This window comes from Pedobacter riviphilus (genome assembly GCF_014692875.1).
GTDB classification, from domain to species: Bacteria; Bacteroidota; Bacteroidia; order Sphingobacteriales; family Sphingobacteriaceae; genus Pedobacter; species Pedobacter riviphilus.
Window position 1 is genome coordinate 4512417 of the sequence record NZ_CP061171.1, and the last position, 17668, is coordinate 4530084.

Annotated in this window: 13 protein-coding genes; 1 reads left to right on the plus strand and 12 read right to left on the minus strand. The window is 36.8% G+C overall.

Translation table 11 applies throughout. From position 1 onward, the window contains the following. Nucleotides 1-329: 329 nt before the first annotated feature. From glmS to H9N25_RS18520, 3 genes are all read right to left on the minus strand, one after another. The gene (gene glmS, locus H9N25_RS18510) at nt 330-2168 is read right to left on the minus strand and encodes a glutamine--fructose-6-phosphate transaminase (isomerizing) (protein WP_190326820.1); all 1839 of its coding nucleotides are present in this window, start codon (nt 2166-2168) and stop codon (nt 330-332) included. 146 nt (nt 2169-2314) lie between these two features. Beyond that, nucleotides 2315-3586 (minus strand): serine hydroxymethyltransferase, encoded by a 1272-nt coding sequence (glyA, locus tag H9N25_RS18515; RefSeq protein WP_190326821.1) that lies wholly within the window; start codon nt 3584-3586, stop codon nt 2315-2317. Between the two features lie 62 nt (nt 3587-3648). Further along, nucleotides 3649-4392 carry a segregation and condensation protein A gene (locus H9N25_RS18520; protein WP_190326822.1) on the minus strand — a complete coding sequence of 248 codons (744 nt, stop codon included), beginning with the start codon at nt 4390-4392 and terminating at the stop codon, nt 3649-3651. A 213-nt stretch (nt 4393-4605) separates the two neighbouring features. Between H9N25_RS18520 and dxs the strand changes: the two genes are divergently transcribed. Next, nucleotides 4606-6534: a 1-deoxy-D-xylulose-5-phosphate synthase gene (dxs, locus tag H9N25_RS18525; RefSeq protein ID WP_190326823.1), complete on the plus strand. Its 1929-nt coding sequence runs from the start codon at nt 4606-4608 to the stop codon at nt 6532-6534. A 124-nt stretch (nt 6535-6658) separates the two neighbouring features. On the opposite strand, the gene H9N25_RS18530 is transcribed toward dxs, so the two are convergent. The 9 genes from H9N25_RS18530 to H9N25_RS18570 all read right to left on the minus strand — a co-directional run bounded on the left by H9N25_RS18530 (nt 6659) and on the right by H9N25_RS18570 (nt 17632). Then, nucleotides 6659-8287, minus strand: a complete 1629-nt coding sequence (locus H9N25_RS18530; protein WP_190326824.1) for a gliding motility protein RemB — start codon at nt 8285-8287, stop codon at nt 6659-6661. A 111-nt stretch (nt 8288-8398) separates the two neighbouring features. Next, the gene (locus H9N25_RS18535; protein WP_255524491.1) at nt 8399-9733 is read right to left on the minus strand and encodes an undecaprenyl-phosphate glucose phosphotransferase; all 1335 of its coding nucleotides are present in this window, start codon (nt 9731-9733) and stop codon (nt 8399-8401) included. Nucleotides 9734-10062: 329 nt separating this feature from the next. Continuing rightward, the gene (locus H9N25_RS18540) at nt 10063-11139 is read right to left on the minus strand and encodes a mannose-1-phosphate guanylyltransferase (protein ID WP_190326826.1); all 1077 of its coding nucleotides are present in this window, start codon (nt 11137-11139) and stop codon (nt 10063-10065) included. 13 nt (nt 11140-11152) lie between these two features. Next, nucleotides 11153-12127, minus strand: a complete 975-nt coding sequence (locus H9N25_RS18545) for an NAD-dependent epimerase/dehydratase family protein (protein ID WP_190326827.1) — start codon at nt 12125-12127, stop codon at nt 11153-11155. Next, nucleotides 12128-13051, minus strand: coding sequence for a glycosyltransferase (locus H9N25_RS18550; protein WP_190326828.1), 924 nt, complete (start codon nt 13049-13051; stop codon nt 12128-12130). 25 nt (nt 13052-13076) lie between these two features. Next, on the minus strand, nt 13077-13988 hold the full coding sequence (locus tag H9N25_RS18555; RefSeq protein WP_190326829.1) for a glycosyltransferase family 2 protein: 912 nt from the start codon (nt 13986-13988) through the stop codon (nt 13077-13079). 4 nt (nt 13989-13992) lie between these two features. Beyond that, nucleotides 13993-15444 (minus strand): flippase, encoded by a 1452-nt coding sequence (locus H9N25_RS18560; protein ID WP_190326830.1) that lies wholly within the window; start codon nt 15442-15444, stop codon nt 13993-13995. A gap of 50 nt (nt 15445-15494) precedes the next feature. Further along, entirely contained in the window at nt 15495-16412 is a 918-nt protein-coding gene (locus H9N25_RS18565; RefSeq protein ID WP_190326831.1) for a hypothetical protein, read from the minus strand. Next, entirely contained in the window at nt 16412-17632 is a 1221-nt protein-coding gene (locus H9N25_RS18570) for an EpsG family protein (protein ID WP_190326832.1), read from the minus strand. The genes H9N25_RS18565 and H9N25_RS18570 overlap by 1 nt, the downstream gene beginning before the upstream one ends. Nucleotides 17633-17668: the final 36 nt, after the last annotated feature.

Sequence of the window (17668 nt, forward strand, 5' to 3'; positions counted from 1 at the left end):
TGGTAAGGGTCGATATTTCTTCTAAGAATATCGGCCCTTTACTTTTTAGCAAGATTATAAGATTGCCACTCGATTCTTTTAGGCCATTATCGCCTATTGCCTCTATCACCAACAATATTTATTTTTTTGAAAGTTAGCGTTGGTGCTAATGGCAGCCTGCAGCCCCGCTTTTCCTCCTGCCGTTTTAATTTATCGATAATTAAAAATATAGGTCAAAACGGCATCCGTTCAATCGGGCTTAGTTAACAAAGTCAGTATTTAAATACTCCTATAACAAAAAAAGCAGCTACAAATTAATGCAACTGCTCTATCTATTTGTTTGTTGTAAATTATTCTACTGTTACCGATTTAGCCAGGTTTCTAGGCTGGTCTACGTTACACCCACGCATTACTGCAATATGATACGACAATAACTGAAGCGGGATGGTTGCTATAAGTGGCAAAAAGGCTTCATTGGCATCGGGAATTTCTATACAGTAATCGGCCATTTTCTTAACCTCAGTATCCCCTTCGGTTACAATGGCAATTACCTTTCCTTTTCTGGCTTTTACTTCCTGTATGTTACTAATCACTTTCTCGTACGATGAATTTTGAGTAGCAATAAAAACCACTGGCATTTCTTCATCAATTAAAGCAATAGGCCCATGTTTCATTTCTGCTGCAGGATAACCTTCTGCATGGATATAAGAAATTTCTTTAAGCTTTAAGGCACCTTCTAAGGCCACAGGAAAACCACTACCTCTACCTAAAAACAAGCAGTTAGTAGAATCTTTGATCTTTTCTGCCACTTCTTTGATCAAATCGTTCGATTCTAAAGCAACCTGGATTTTTTCAGGGATATGATCCAGTTCGGTTAAAAGCTCAATCAATTTTGAAGTGGTAATGGTTCCTTTTTGTTGCGCCATATAAAAGGCCATCAAGGTTAAAACCGTTACCTGTGCGGTAAATGCTTTTGTTGAGGCTACACCGATTTCTGGTCCGGCATGGGTATAAACGCCAGCGTGAGTTAAACGTGGGATAGAGGCACCGGCCACATTGCAAATTCCAAAAATAGTTGCACCACGTTCTTTAGCCATTTCTATAGCCGCCATGGTATCAGCCGTTTCCCCAGACTGCGAAATGGCAATTACCACATCTTTTTCAGTAATAATCGGATTTCTGTACCTGAATTCTGAAGCATACTCCACTTCAACAGGAATACGGGCATATTCTTCAATCAGGTATTCGCCAACCAAACCTGCATGCCACGATGTTCCGCAGGCCACAATAATGATCCGGTCTATATTTTTTAATTTCTCTGCAAATTCCTTTATACCGCCAAGCTGAACTTTCCCCTGTTCAGGATAAATACGCCCACGCATACAATCCTTAATCGAACGTGGCTGCTCATAAATCTCTTTCAACATAAAGTGATCAAAGCCACCTTTCTCCAACATCTCTAGCTTTAGCTGTAACTCTTGAATTAAAGGGGTTTGAACGATGTTATCCAATTGCTTAACCAAAAGATCATTTTTGGTAATCAGGGCGATTTCACCATCCTTGAGATAAATTACATTTTTAGTATATTCTATAATGGGTGTAGCATCAGAAGCGATAAAATATTCCCCTACGCCAACGCCAATTACCATCGGACTCCCTTTCCTTGCAGCAATTAAGCGATCAGGGTGTTCTTTATCCATGATCACGATGGCGTAGGCCCCGTTTACCTCCTGCAAAGCCAGACGAACTGCTTCTAAAAGATCAATATTTTCAATTTCCTGGATTTCCTCAATCAGGTGAATTAATACCTCTGTATCGGTATCGCTTTTAAACTCGTGGCCACGACTGGTTAATTCTTCCTTTAAGGTGGCGTAATTTTCTATAATTCCATTGTGTATAATAGATAACTTACCATTATTCGAGGTGTGTGGATGAGAATTTCGATCGGAAGGTACGCCATGAGTTGCCCATCGGGTATGCCCCATACCAATTGTACCAGACCTATCTTTGTCTTCGGCGTATTCTTCTAAAACAGCTACTTTTCCGGCCTTTTTGTAGATGTGCTGACCACTATTATTCATTACCGCAATACCAGCACTGTCATACCCGCGGTACTCCAATCTTTTAAGACCTTTTAATACAATTGGCCAGGCTTCTCTGTAGCCAATATAGCCTACTATTCCACACATAAGTTACATCATTTTATTGGTCAAATATATAAAACAAACGTTTGTTTTACAGCATTAAGGCAAAAAACTTACTTCACAAAAAAAGCAGCTACAAATTAATGTAACTGCTCATTCTATTGCACCCCCAACAGGGTTGGTGTATAATTTTATTTATAAAGTGGGAAAGCGCTTACCAGTTTAATCACTTCAGCTTTTACACTATTTAGGTTAGCTTCATCTTCCGGATTAGTTAAAACCTGATCGATTAAGTCTACAATCTTCTCCATTTCAGTTTCTTTTAAACCGCGTGTCGTAATTGCTGCAGTACCTACGCGGATACCCGAAGTTACAAATGGCGATTTATCATCGAAAGGAACCATATTCTTGTTCACTGTAATTTCTGCTTTCTCTAAAGCATTTTCAGCCACTTTACCTGTAATATTTTTATTCCGAAGATCAATCAGCATCAGGTGGTTATCTGTACCACCAGAAATAATGCCATATCCTTTAGCTACAAATGCTTTGGCCATTGCCTGTGCATTAGCTGCAACTTGTTTAATGTATGTTCCGTACTCCTCGCTTAAAGCTTCGCCAAAAGCAATGGCTTTAGCTGCAATAATATGTTCTAATGGGCCGCCTTGCGTACCAGGGAAAACTGCCATATCAAGCAGGTTACTCATTAAACGGGTTTCGCCTTTAGGCGTTTTCAATCCCCATGGATTTTCGAAATCCTGTCCCATCATAATCATACCCCCACGTGGGCCACGTAAAGTTTTGTGGGTGGTAGTGGTTACAATATGGCAATGCGGAAGTGGGTTGGCCAACAATCCTTTTGCGATTAAACCTGCAGGGTGAGAAATATCAGCTAAAACCAAAGCACCGATTTTATCAGCTACTGCACGGATAAAAGCGTAATCCCACTCGCGGGAATAAGCAGATGCACCGCAGATAATTAATTTAGGTTTTTCGGCTAAAGCAACCTCTTCTAATTTTTTATAGTCAATTAATCCGGTTTCTTTTTCTACCCCATAAAATAAAGGTTGGTATAATTTACCAGAAAAGTTTACTGGAGAACCATGCGTTAAGTGGCCGCCGTGTGAAAGGTCAAATCCTAATATTTTATCACCTGGTTGCAAAACAGCTAACATTACAGCCGCGTTAGCCTGTGCGCCAGAGTGTGGCTGAACGTTTACCCATGCTGCACCGAACAACTCTTTTGCCCTATCAATAGCAATCTGCTCTACTACATCCACTACCTGGCAACCGCCATAGTAACGTTTTCCCGGTAAGCCTTCAGCATATTTATTGGTTAGTACCGATCCGGCAGCTTCCATTACCTGCTTGCTTACAAAGTTTTCTGATGCAATAAGCTCTAAACCATGCTCTTGGCGGTTTAATTCTTTATCGATAAGTTCAAAAATTTGGTTGTCGCGTGTCATTGTATATTTAGGTTTGTATTTTTTTGGCAAAAGTAAGGATTTCAAATTTAATTCAGGCCTGTTTAAGATAATGCTTTCACATTAAAGTTGTTAAAGCCGCTCCCAATGGTTATCTCTACGATTTGTTGCTGCAACATTTCCAAAATAGCCAGGAAATTATAAACGAAATGCACTTTATTCTCCGAGTTTTTAAGCACCAAAGCAAAATCGATCTGTTTATTAATATCAAGCAGATTGGCAATAAAGTGTTTTTGCTGCTCAATAGTATAAGGATATTGAACTACGGTGTGTTTAACCTCTTCGCTCCGCAGCTCATACTTCTGCATCGTCCGGTGGTAAACGGTTAAAAGTTTATAGAGATCCAATGATAAAAGTTCATCCTGGTGACTGGAAGATGCAGCCGCAAGGGTTAAATCATATGCAATATTACCTCGTTGATCTTGTTTAAACCGTTCCTCTTCATAAACCTTCATTTCTTCTGCGGCAGATTTAAACTGTTTATAGGCAATCAGCCGGGCAATAAGGTCCTGCTCCGAATTGATTTCGTTTCCGGCTTCATCAACCTCAATCCTTGGTAAAAGCATTTTAGATTTAATACGCATCAAGGTTGCAGCCACTAAAATAAATTCGCTGGCCACTTCTACATTTAGGGCAAGGAGTTTATGTATGTAGGCCAAAAAGTCGTTGGTGATTTTGGCAATCTCCACATCCTGGATATTAAGTTCATCCCGTTCTATAAAGAACAGCAACAAATCGAAGGGGCCTTCGAATACCGGAAGTTTTATTTCAAAATTCTCTGCCTGCATGTGAAGAGACAAACATAATGAAAATTTTCAGGTCCTGAACAATCTAACCACTAAACCCTGCCCCTTAACCTCCATTCGCTAACCTGCCAAACGCTAAACACTAGCCCACTAAACACTAACCCCTTAAACGGCAAGAATAAACCACTATTTTTCTCTTCTATATTAAAACAAATTTGCCTTACTTTGTATCTTGTTTTTTACCATAAATTTCGAATGCAAGTAAAAGCTGGCCCCCTATTATCTAAAATCAACTATCCCGCTGATTTAAAGCAATATAGCGATTCTGACTTAGAACAAATAAGCCAGGAATTACGACAGTATATCATTGATGTTGTTAGTGTTAACGGTGGCCATTTTGGCGCCAGTTTAGGTGTTGTTGAATTAACGGTAGCCTTACACTATGCATTAAATACCCCTTACGATAAGTTGGTTTGGGATGTAGGCCATCAGGCATACGGACATAAAATACTAACCGGCCGTAGGGATTTATTCCATACCAACCGTGTATACGGTGGCATTAGCGGTTTCCCAAAAATTTCAGAAAGTGAATATGATACCTTTGGTGTAGGGCATTCTTCTACTTCCATTTCGGCTGCTTTGGGTATGGCAGTGGCTTCGCAATTAAAAGGCGAAACCGATCGGCAACATGTTGCCGTTATCGGCGATGGTGCCATGACAGCTGGTTTAGCTTTTGAAGGATTAAACCATGCAGGGATCGAAAACAGTAATGTGCTGGTGATCTTGAATGACAATTGCATGTCTATCGATCCGAATGTGGGGGCGCTTAAAGAATATTTAACCAGCATTACCATCTCAAAATCGTATAATCGTTTCCGTGACGACATTTCTCATGTACTTACTGGGCTCTCTAAACTTGGCCCCAATGCGCATAAGTATGTAAAGAAGATTGAAAAGAGTATTAAAGGAACCTTGCTCAAACAAAGTAATTTATTTGAAGCTTTAAACTTTAGATATTTCGGTCCTGTTGACGGGCACGATGTAAAACGTTTGGCGCAGACCATAAAAGATTTATCTGCTATTCCTGGTCCCAAGCTTTTACATTGCGTTACCGTAAAAGGTAAGGGTTTTGCGCTGGCAGAAAAAGACCAGACCAAGTGGCATGCGCCAGGTCTTTTCGATAAGATTACCGGCGAAATCAAAAAAAGTATTCCAGATAAGCCACAACCACCAAAATACCAGGATGTTTTCGGACATACCATGGTCGAGCTGGCTGAGGCGAATGATAAAATTGTGGGTATTACACCTGCTATGCCATCAGGATCATCGTTAAATATTATGATGAAAGCAATGCCAAAACGTGCATTCGATGTAGGTATCGCAGAGCAACATGCCGTGACTTTCTCGGCTGGTTTGGCGGCACAAGGATTAGTTCCGTTCTGTAACATCTATTCAAGCTTTATGCAAAGGGCCTACGATCAGGTGATTCATGATGTAGCTATTCAAAAGCTAAACGTAGTGTTTTGTTTGGATAGGGCGGGCTTAGCAGGAGCCGATGGTGCAACACACCATGGTGCATATGATATTGCCTACATGCGCTGTATTCCGAACTTAATCGTTTCTTCTCCCATGAACGAAGAAGAATTGCGAAACCTGATGTTTACTGCTCAACAAGAAAATATGGGGCCGTTCGTAATCCGTTACCCTCGCGGTAACGGTGTAATGCCCGATTGGAAACGACCATTCAAAGCATTAGAAATTGGCAAGGGGCGCAAAATCTGCGATGGCGAAGATGTAGCCTTATTAACCATTGGCCACGTAGGTAACTTTGCCGTTGAAGCACGCGCTGAACTGAACAGCGAGGGTTTTTATCCAGCGCATTACGATTTACGTTTTGTGAAGCCCTTAGATGAGGAGTTATTACATGAAGTTTTTGCTAAATACAAACATGTAATTACGGTTGAAGATGGCTCATTACCTGGTGGAGTAGGTTCAGCAGTATTGGAGTTTATGGCCGATCATGGTTATAGCGCAAATGTAATCCGTTTAGGTATTCCAGATCGGTTTATCGAACATGGCGAACAGGCCGAGCTTTGGGCCGAATGTGGTTATGATAAAAATGCTATTATTGAAACGGTTAAGAAATTTGCCGTAAAAAGAACAACTGATAGTATGGCAGGGTAGAGGTACTTTCTATTGCTTATAATGGAAAATGCAAGATGGATAATGGAATTCAATAAATGCTATTCTCAAACATGATAAAGCCTCAGTTAATGAATAACTGAGGCTTTTTATATATAAGTTTTCGCTAAAAATCAGTATACAAATTCCTGAACGAGCTTCGTAAACCGAAGGTAATTAATCCGGTAGTATTCTTACCTAAATTGTTACTTTCTCTCCTAACCACACCACCTAGTTCTAAGCGGAGGTTGTATTTTGGGTTAACTACATAAGCTACTTTCCCTTCAGCATAAAAAAGATCGGTACGGATACCCTGGGTGGTATAATTCCCATTTGCTTTTACCGCATCTGTATACGGTTCGAAAATATTTTTGCCATAATTCTGTCCGGCTTCATCTAAACCATATTTAGCATACATCAATTCCCCGCTAAAATCAAAACGTTTATAAGAGTAATTTAATAAGCCAATAAGTTCTCTAAAATTTGCGCCAAGAGGATGTGCTAGGGGTTCGCCATACTGTGCATAGTTAATAATTGGTTTACGTGATGAAAATGTGTAAGGCTTAGCCGTATTATATTCTAATAAATAATTTAGGCCTTCAACTTTAAAAACATCTGCCCCCCTCAATCCCAATTGCCATGCATATTTATTTCTAGAACTTCCCTCTGAAGAAAAAAATTCTTTTGCCTGAAACTCATCTAAAGAAAATTGACCATAAGCGACCAATTCTTTAGCAAATTTATATTTACTGGTAAATCCAATCAATGCATTGTCTGGTGAACCACTTGAAGCTTCTATGGGCCTTAAGAAGATAATTGGATTAGCATAACCCCAATCAAATCCTCTGCTGTTTCCAGCATCATCAGTTTGTGCCCAAACAATCGAATCAAAGAACCCGATAGATAAGCGGTTATTCACATTCCAATCAAGGTAATGAAATACACCTCCTTTTTTCCTAAATCCAGTTTCGTAAGATAATTGCGGTGCACTAGGATCTTGCATGGCTGCCCACATCACCATATATTGTACATCCCCCAAATTACCCGTTAATTTTAAAAATGGATATGGAGATGCATAATCCGATAGCAATAATGAACGATAACCATCACCAACAAAATTTTTATCATAACCGGCTGTGATGTTTAAATATTTAGATGGCGTATAAGATAGTGTAGCCGTTACATACGACCAATCTGCAGTTAGGGGATTGATATCGGGATTATAACCTTGACCATATTTACCACCGACACGGTTATAAGATTGACCAGGAACAACTCCAGTTTGACTAATATAATTTCTATAATAATTGGCAAACCGACCTTGATTTTCAAACCCACTGGTATAAAAAGAAAATTTCTTCCCTATCGTACCCCCAACCTGGTAACCACGGGTATTTAGATAAGTATTTTTCTTTCCCGAAAAATCACGCCCTATCTGAAAATCTGGTAAAAAGTCTGCATAAACTGTATAATCTTCTTTTTGAATATCAAATAAATGTTCTTGAAACAACTTTCTGGCTGCCCATGATTTTCTCGTCGAGTCTACCCCAACATTCATTAAAAGTGCATTTTTATCCCTCAGCAAGCTATCATCGATAAAGAAAGGCTTTAAAGCACTATGAAAGCGTCTATTGGGATTATAAATCTCGCTACTCAGCTTCTGATAAAACTGATAAGAGTAAGGTTGGTAAACAGCCTGGGCTTTCACTTTGTAAATGGAAACGACTAAAAATAGGAGGAATAAGATTTTCTTCATTTGCTAAATTTTAATACAAACGACAAAGAACGTTATTAATTATGAAATTAACGATGTACTCGAAGTTTCACTAAATGAAAAAGCCCTTTCGGGCTTTTAAAATTCTATTTACTAAAAGGCATTCTCTTCACCTTTAACCATATTAATCACAGTCATAAAAATAATTTTGACATCAAGCATGGCACTCCAATTCTCCAGATACCATATGTCGTGCTCTACCCGCTTTACCATTTTGTAATCTTCTTTAGTTTCACCACGGTAACCGTTTACCTGTGCCCAACCTGTAATACCTGGTTTTAAAAAGTGGCGCACCATAAATTGATCTACAATACCTTTGTATTGTTCGGTATGACTTAACATATGCGGACGGGGGCCAACTACACTCATATGCCCCATAAATACATTAAAAAACTGAGGCAATTCATCCAAACTCGACTTCCTTAAGAACTTCCCTATTGGCGTAATCCGGTCATCGTTTTTGCTCGCTTGTCGTTTATCACTATCAGCGTTCATACGCATGCTCCTAAATTTAAAACACCAAAAAGGTTCGTCATCCCGCCCACTTCTCAATTGTTTAAATAAAACAGGCCCTTTACTTTGCATTTTAATTAACAATGCAATGATCGGATATAACCAGCTTAACACAAACAAAATCACCAAACCACTAAATATAACGTCAATAGCACGTTTTTTAAAGCGATTATGTATTTTCTCCAGGGGCTCAGAACGTAAAGAAATCACAGGGAATTCGTTTCCCAGATAGCTTACCGTATAAGGCGACAATAAGGCGCCGCTAATATCCGGAATAAACTTTAAGCGCACACATTGGCGTTCTGCCTCTTCTGTAAGCAAGGTCATATCGGCCATGCGTTCTGGCGCAATGGTCACATAAATATCTTTAATCCCTTTATCAACAGCCATTTTAAACTGACGTCCCACCACATCCGAAATCTGCCCATTGCGGTCTAGATAATCTTCTGGCACATCGTTAATAAAACCATGAAATTCGATATAGCGCTGTTTTTCGAAATAGCTCGCCAACTGTAAGCCCGTTGCATTATTACCCATGATAGCCACAGACTTAACACCTCGTAAATGATTAAATAATAAGAACTGAAAGGAGGTGCCTATAAAACGGTTCACTAGAAACAAAATGGCCAGCATCCCATAAAAAATAACTAAAAAGGATCTGGAGAAATCATTTTGTTTAGAAAAGAAAAGGTAAATAGAAAATAAAACCGCATGTAAAACCACACTTTTCCAGGTTCCGCGGTAGATCCGCTCTATTCTGCGTGACCCATATTCGCTATAAAGTCCAAAACTGGTGGTACTCACAATCCAGATCAAATTACATACTACAATATAATGCCATTGTAATTCAGAACTTACCGCTTTACCCATATAAGCGGTAAATTCGTAGGCAAAAAAGTACACAATATTGACCATGATTAGGTCAGTTATCGGTAAAATATATTTAAGTATAAATAAGTAACGTGTTTGCATAGGCTTAAAGGGAAAACTTAAACATTTATTTCTTGTTTTTGTTTTGAATGAATCATAATGAACAAAATTGATGCCCAAATTCCGAATTCAAAGTTAAATAATCATTATCAAAATAAAAACCAGTAATAATCACACAATATAAGATTTACAAAAAGCTAAAGAAAGAAGAGTATTTATGTCTCTAATAATAGTCGATAAATCCATCCCTTAGGTAGATACAAAAAAAGTTTACAATTTCTGTAAACTTTGCAAACGATCTTTAATTTCCTTAACTATGAATACTGTATTCCATGTTGAATCACCATATCCTTAGCCACCTGTTTAATCTCTTGTTCATCAGATTTCGGATAAATTAACAATACTTCGCCATCATCTACCACGATATAATTATCTAAGCCCCTAATTACGGCAGCTTTATCATTCGGCAAATGAATAATACAGTTCGAAGTATCTTTTAAATGAATCTTTTCCAAATTGACCATATTATTATCAGCATCTTTTTCTCCTATGGCATGTAACGATGCCCAGGTACCCAAATCAGACCAACCAATATCGGCAGGAATTGTATATACATTATCAGCCTTTTCTAAAATGGCATAATCGATGGAGATATTAGGGCTTAAAGGGTATTTTTCGGAAATAAATCTAGCTTCATCAGGGCTATTATAAAAAGGTAAGCCACTTTCAAACAATGTAGCAATTTCAGGAGCATATTGTTCAAATGCTTTCTTTAAAGAAGCTGCTGACCAGATGAATATTCCTGCATTCCAAACATAATCGCCACTTTTCAGGTATTCCTCTGCCTTAGCAAGAATGGGCTTCTCCATAAAGGCATTTACCTTTTTAATTTCACCTGGTACATCTTGATATTGTATATAACCATAACCAGTGTCTGGCCTTGTAGGAGTAATTCCTAGTGTTAACAACGCATCGTTCTTTGAACTAAAATTCAAGGCCTGCTCCACTTTATTCAAGAATACTTTCTCTTTCAAAATTAAATGATCTGAAGGCGCGACAACAATATTTGCATTAGGATTTAATTGGCCAATTTTATAAGCCGCGTACGCAATGCAAGGGGCCGTATTATTCCGACTCGGTTCCAAAAGAATATTAGGCTTTAACACAGCGGGTAATTGTTCAGCAACCAAATCAGCATAAGTTTCGTTAGTTAGAACAAATATTTGCTCAATTGGGCAAATGTTTAAAAAACGTTCATAAGTAAGCTGTAGTAAAGATTTACCAATGCCTAAAATATCAATAAACTGTTTTGGGAAATGATTTCTACTTTTCGGCCAAAAGCGTGAGCCCACACCTCCAGCCATAATTAATACATATGTATCTTTATTCATGTAATTTTAGATGTTAATAAAGTCCAGTTTTCTCACAATCCTGATACCAGTCTTCTAGTGCCTCTTTTAATGAAAATTGTAATTTATAAGGAGATAGACTAAGCTTTTCTCCAGAGATATTAGTAGAAATCATTAACTTCTTTACGCGATCCGGATGGATACCACTAATATTTTTACCCAATACCCTCGCACCAAAATAGGCTGAACCAGCTGCTGATTTTAATGCCCAGCCAGGCACCAAAAGTTTTGGTGCTTTAGTTTGGGTAGCTTTAGCCATGGTAACACAAATTTCTTCGATAGTAGGTGCAGGGAAATAAGTTAAATTGTAGGTAACATGCCCCGGCTTTTCCTTTTGACCAGCTTCATATAATATCCTGGCCACGTCTTTTACATATACACTAGCCTTTATGGTGTCCTTTCTTCCGGGATAAAAAAAGAACCCTTTTTTTAGCGAATTATATAATCGAGTAAAGTTACCACCCTCTTGCTTACCAAAAACTACTCCCGGCCTAACAATCACAAGTTTTCGGTTTTCAGTATCTTCTGACTGCCAAAGCTTATGGATATATTCTGCCGTTAACTTAGAAATACCATAAGGGGTATTCGGCATGGGTAAAGTTTCTTCCGTTTTATACTCCTCAGACGCACCATAAGGAGCAATTGAGCTGGTAAAAACAATAGTATTAATATCATTATTCCTGGCAAAATCGCAAACATTTTGAGCGCCAAATATATTGGCTTCGAAATATTCGTGATCGGGATGTCCAGGAGTTGTATGTACTGCAGCTAGATTGTAAATAATACTATCACTAACGTTATCTAAATCTAAGAAAATCGGCTTACGGATATCAAGCTCAGTAAATCCATCACTAACCTTTTTACGGATGTCGTAACTAGTTACCTGATCAGACAGCACTAAAGTCTCTGTTATGTACCGTTTTAGGTGTGTACCAATAAAACCCGATCCTCCAAATATTATATGATTCATTTATTTATTTTCTAATTTATCCCAATACTTACTATGCATCGAAAAACTTTTCTTTTGTTTTAATGATAACTTTTCATGCATCATCCCTAATTTGTATCCAATGAATTTAGCTCCAATAGACATGATCATTTTAGGAAAAACCAACGGATTATGCTTAAATACATATTTTAGCTCCGATTTTAGGTATTTAACTCCCTCTCCGCCTGCAGAACCAAATTTCTCTAATAACCACTCATTTGTAGAGTGAAATACACCAATATCAAAATACCTTTTAAATTCTTCTGTTATAGTATAATTATGTGAATGATAAACTTCTGATTCAGCAATATAAGCGATCTTCCATCCTTTAATTAAGATTTGGCCACCAACAATAACATCTTCGGCAAATATTGTCTTACTAGGAAAACCACCTACCTCTTCGAGTGCAGCTCTTCTGTAAGCAGCGAATGAATTTGAGCATGATGCTGTTTTTATACCCAATCGAGCACGGTCCTCAAACGATTTTATAATACTTTTGTCCGGATAATTAAATAATCTAGCGTGCGTTTCCAAAACTTTGGCTCCTTTATGAGGGAGCTGTCGGCCATATGCAATACCAACCTTAGGATCATCGAAAGCGGTAACGAGCTTTTTTAAAGCATTGACTCCCTTTAAAATACAATCCTGGGTTAAATAAATTAATATATCGCAACCATTCGCCGCTTCTGCTAGTAATTGCCTCGCATATCCATGATCAAATTCAGCTTTATTTATCTGTACAATCTCAAAACCGTGTTGCTCCGCTAAGAACACAGTATTATCTGTGGAACCTGAATCAATTATGATCTTTCTCCCTATACCGATCTCTTGAACATCAATACATTTCAAAATATCGTTCCAAATTTCACCTGCATTCAATGTTGGTACTAATATAGCTACTTTCATTTCGTATTTCTGTAAGTTTTCACTTTTATTCACTGTCTATCCAGGAAGAACTGGCACGTTTTTTCTTTTTTATTAATGTTTTAACAAATACTGCGAGATAGCTTTTAGCTAAAGTGCACCAACTTACAAAAGTATTAGAATGACGCTTATTAAATGCATAATTCTGCTTAAAATTATGCAATGATCTATTTGAATTAAGTAGCGGTACCAAATCGCGCAGCTTATTCGCTCCAACTATTCCGGTTGTTTCGGCATTATTATAAACTTTCAGGCATGGAATACCATATGATTTGAATCCAATCTTTTTTGCTCTAAGAAAAAAATCAATATCACCATGATATTGAGGAAAATTGACATCGTCAAAATAGTCTAAGGCCAACATTACCTCTGCGGGGATTAAGGTACCCATTCCTCCAGACCAGTCTACCGGAATGACTTCATCATATACATCATATTGGTTTAGACCGATCAGAACTTTTCTACCTGTCTTTGACTCATAATAGGCTCCAAAATTAAACAAGCGATCTTTATCATGTAGCCAGAATACTTTCGAGACAAGTATTGATTCCAGGTATTTAGAATCTGACAATAAAAGTTTTTCTAAGTTAAAAAAATAATTCTTCTCGCAGACGGTATCATCATTCCACAGCAATATATGAGATGCTTTTAAGTTTTCAATTGCATATTTTGCTCCCAAGTTAATCGATCCACTCCACCACAAATTTCCGGTTCCCGTAAGTACATTTATGCCAGGAATGTGCTCATGTATCCAATTAGCAGTTCCATCAGTAGATCCATCATCAACCACAATGACATCAAAACTAATGCGATTCTTATCACTAACATAAGAACCAATAGCACTATAGATATTGGTGAGCCCAGCTATGGTAACATCTTTTCTATTATAAACAGGTATTACTATTGCAATTTTTATCATAATCTTAATACTTAACAAATCGTTTAACTACATCCATAACAATCCCCTTTACTTTAATAACCACGTTCTGTGTATGAATATCTCTCCACAAATAATATTGAAGAAAAAAATAAACAAATCCACACACTACTACACTCGAAAATAGAAAATATGTCACGTTAATCATATTTGCTCTAAGCAAATAAATTATTGGAACAAATGGCAACGACGATAAAATAGCATAGCCAACTATTTTTATTGGAAATTCTAACCTATACCTTTTTCGCGCATAGTAAATGAACATAAATGAAACTATTAATTCTGTTAAAGAATTCACTATCGCGGCACCAACTTCGTGCATTTTGGGAACCATTAGCACATTCAAACCAATCGATATAAACATACCTAACATGACAGCATACAACATCTGTTTTTCCATCCCTGCAGCAATTAAGACCTGTACACCGAATAAATTCCCTAAACCAATTAACAAAGGTAGAACAGAAAGGATCATCATCGGTTTAACTGCAGGTTCAAACGCTTGTCCAGATACTAGATTGATAAGCTCAGGCGCCAGTAAGAAAAGCCCAAATGTGATAGGAATAGATAAAAGTATAATAAAATTATAAGAACTCTTTAGCAATGCCACGTGTTTCCCATCCTTATCTTGAAAGGATTTGGTAATACTTGGTAGCAGAACGATTCCCATAGAAATAACTAAAGGAATAGCAATTCTCGCAATTTTCGTGCTAGCAGTGTAATAACCTACTGCTTTATCATTTGATAACAAACCAAGTAGAATCGTATCAAGCATATTATACATGGCAGCACTAAGATTTATGCCAAAAATATAGAGTAACGGTGTAAAATGTCTCTTAAGTTGTAAGCTGCTAAATGTTAATGAAACCTTACCACGAAGTATTAAAATATTAATAAAATTATTCCCCAACACCGAGAATATTGTGATATATAGATATGCTAGGGCATCATCTGCTTTTTTGACAAAGACAAACATTAGGGCTAGCGAAATTAGCTTAACGAGTATAGATCTAAGAGCGATGCTTTTGAATTCCTCTAATCCCTGATAAAACCAATCTATAGAACTGAATCCCAATAGAATAACTAATGAACTAGTTAAATAATAACTTGAGTCAATAGAGAATCTCGCAACTGCAAATACTATTGAGATATAGATCAAAGATAAACCCAAACTAGTTGTCAGATATATCACCATTAATTCAGAAAACGTTTTAGATAGTTTATCACTATCTGAACGAACCTTGGCTATTTCTCTAACGCCATAATACGGTATTCCCAATGCCGCAATCAAAGCAAAATATTGTGCAAATGTAACGACAAATTGCACCTTTCCAACCCCGCCAGGTCCCAAAATTCTAGAAATATAGGGAAAGCTCAAGATCGGGAAAATGATATTGAAGACTGTTAACAGGAAGTTGTATATGTAATTTTTTTTCACCAGCGTCTGTCTAAATTTACGTGACTCATCATTCTTTTAAAATCATTTAATTAAATAATATTATTAGTGCATCCAGAAAAATCTTTTGCTAATGTTAATAATGGATTTATCCGATTAGGATGGCTAGTCTGAAATCGATATTCACCCTTTGGCAGCTTCCATTTTTTATATGATGTTTCAAATAAACTATTCGATTTCGGAAAAATAAAAGGTAAGCCATCCTCTGTAACAATCGCGAGATCATACCCCATCTTACTAATCATTCTCGACAATTTCACTTCTCCGAATCTTATCAAGAGTCGTTTATATGAGATATTTTGACCAGGGAAGTTACCACCATTATTTTCGACAACCTTTTTTAATACGTCCAACGATGTCAACAAAAAAAAACTTTGTATGTGTGGAGTGAAATTATTTCTAATCAATGTTTGATAGATTTTTGTTGAATATGAAATTCCAATCATACCAACAGTTGGATTCTGTTCCAAAAAATTTATGTAATCATCCAAGAAATCAACATGCTTAGAATCTATTGAGGAATTCATCAACAAGACATAACAATTATCATGTTCAAAATACTTTCGAACAGTTTGCCCATATCCCTGAAAATCCATCCCAACATTTGAAACTTCTTGAAAGTCTATATCTCTGTATTTATCATAACTATCTTGAGCAGAGCCCGAAATAGTAATATTCATTTTTATCCTCTTGGGGCCCTTGTATTTAGCTAAGCGATCTAACTGATACTTCAATCCACAATCAAACTCAATATCATTAACAACTTTCTTTCTAGTCATCTCATATCCAACCCAATCGTGCAGGCCGGCAATGACAATATCGTTTAGAATTGGCTCCCGATAACTCCTCTTCGGATCAGGAATCGAAATATATCTTGAGAAAAATTCCTTTAAATAAAGGACGGGAGAAAAAACAAGTTCAATAGCCAGTAAAAAAAGGAATTTTATCATTAATTTTCAATATTATCGTTAAAAAAATCACGAGACAACTCTTGTGCTTTGTTGTATCTTAACAAAATTTCTTTCTCTGTTGCTTCGTTTTGATCCATATAAAAAATATAATTTCGATACGGTGTATACGTTAATAACGTAGCTTCGAGGCGCAAGGGTAATATCACTTTTATATTTGAATATAAAACAATACAAATAACATAGACCATTTTTGTATATCTCTTGTAGAAAATCAAACTTCTTGCTACACAATAAACCAAACCAGTAGAAAAGAAATACCCAAAACGGCTTTGAACTTCCCCAACCTCTGCAAACAGTATTGATATTATAATGAAAATTACAAAAAGCACTATAAATTTTGGGTCGAAAGTATTTATCTTTTTATAATTTAGAATCAAAATTGCCAAAAGCCCTAAGCTGAGAAGAGTAACAAAATTTACGTTACTATGAACAGGGTAAAATTCCAGATATAACTTAATTTGATGAAAGAAAAAAGCTGAGGTATCACCAGGAAGTATTGTTTCAAAAATATTTACGATTATAGATAGAACGCCAAATTTGAATATTAGACTGCCTAAAAACATAAAAAAAATAGCAATTAAAACCTTTCGACTAACCCTCCATCTGAAGAAAATATAAGCTGGCACAAATATTAAAGCACTTATATGAAATAGAGAGGCGAGGAAACATATTAAAAGATATTTTAAAAAGTTTTTATTGATGTACTCGTAAGCAAACAATAAAATATAGAATGCTAAAGATTGCCTTAGAATATCGAACTCTCTTAGCATATTTAGGGAAAGGAACAGCACTATAAAAATGCATGCATCACCGCTTAGATATTTACTCACAAATTTATTTAGTGAATATAAATTGAATGTGGTAATCAAAAGTACTAATCCCTGGAATGAGATACCCAAACTCTTCGTAATTGCACAAAGGAGTTTAAAAGCGGGCTCCCAATTATGGTCATAGAAATACGGCGCATTTTTAGCGTTGAAGATAATTGTTCCTAACCCTTCAACATTATTATAATAGCTTAAATACTGAAACCAGTCAGCACCAACTTTATAACGTAAACCAATAAAAACCGTTAAGATTACAAAAGAAAGAGGCTTAAGGTATTTCTTATATTTTACTATTTTCAAATCACTAAATCCAGATGATTGAATAAAAGCAAAAAAACCTACTACACTAATCAATAATATATATGACAACATTAGCTTTGTAATTTAAACCATCGCAACGAGGGTAAT

Excerpts from the sequence above, each read along its gene's own strand:
- glmS (WP_190326820.1), bottom strand. The coding sequence starts at position 2,168 with ATGTGTGGAATAGTAGGCTATATTGGCTACAGAGAAGCCTGGCCAATT.
- glyA (WP_190326821.1), bottom strand. The coding sequence starts at position 3,586 with ATGACACGCGACAACCAAATTTTTGAACTTATCGATAAAGAATTAAAC.
- H9N25_RS18520 (WP_190326822.1), bottom strand. The coding sequence starts at position 4,392 with ATGCAGGCAGAGAATTTTGAAATAAAACTTCCGGTATTCGAAGGCCCC.
- dxs (WP_190326823.1), top strand. The coding sequence starts at position 4,606 with ATGCAAGTAAAAGCTGGCCCCCTATTATCTAAAATCAACTATCCCGCT.
- H9N25_RS18530 (WP_190326824.1), bottom strand. The coding sequence starts at position 8,287 with ATGAAGAAAATCTTATTCCTCCTATTTTTAGTCGTTTCCATTTACAAA.
- H9N25_RS18535 (WP_255524491.1), bottom strand. The coding sequence starts at position 9,733 with ATGGTCAATATTGTGTACTTTTTTGCCTACGAATTTACCGCTTATATG.
- H9N25_RS18540 (WP_190326826.1), bottom strand. The coding sequence starts at position 11,139 with ATGAATAAAGATACATATGTATTAATTATGGCTGGAGGTGTGGGCTCA.
- H9N25_RS18545 (WP_190326827.1), bottom strand. The coding sequence starts at position 12,127 with ATGAATCATATAATATTTGGAGGATCGGGTTTTATTGGTACACACCTA.
- H9N25_RS18550 (WP_190326828.1), bottom strand. The coding sequence starts at position 13,051 with ATGAAAGTAGCTATATTAGTACCAACATTGAATGCAGGTGAAATTTGG.
- H9N25_RS18555 (WP_190326829.1), bottom strand. The coding sequence starts at position 13,988 with ATGATAAAAATTGCAATAGTAATACCTGTTTATAATAGAAAAGATGTT.
- H9N25_RS18565 (WP_190326831.1), bottom strand. The coding sequence starts at position 16,412 with ATGATAAAATTCCTTTTTTTACTGGCTATTGAACTTGTTTTTTCTCCC.
- H9N25_RS18570 (WP_190326832.1), bottom strand. The coding sequence starts at position 17,632 with ATGTTGTCATATATATTATTGATTAGTGTAGTAGGTTTTTTTGCTTTT.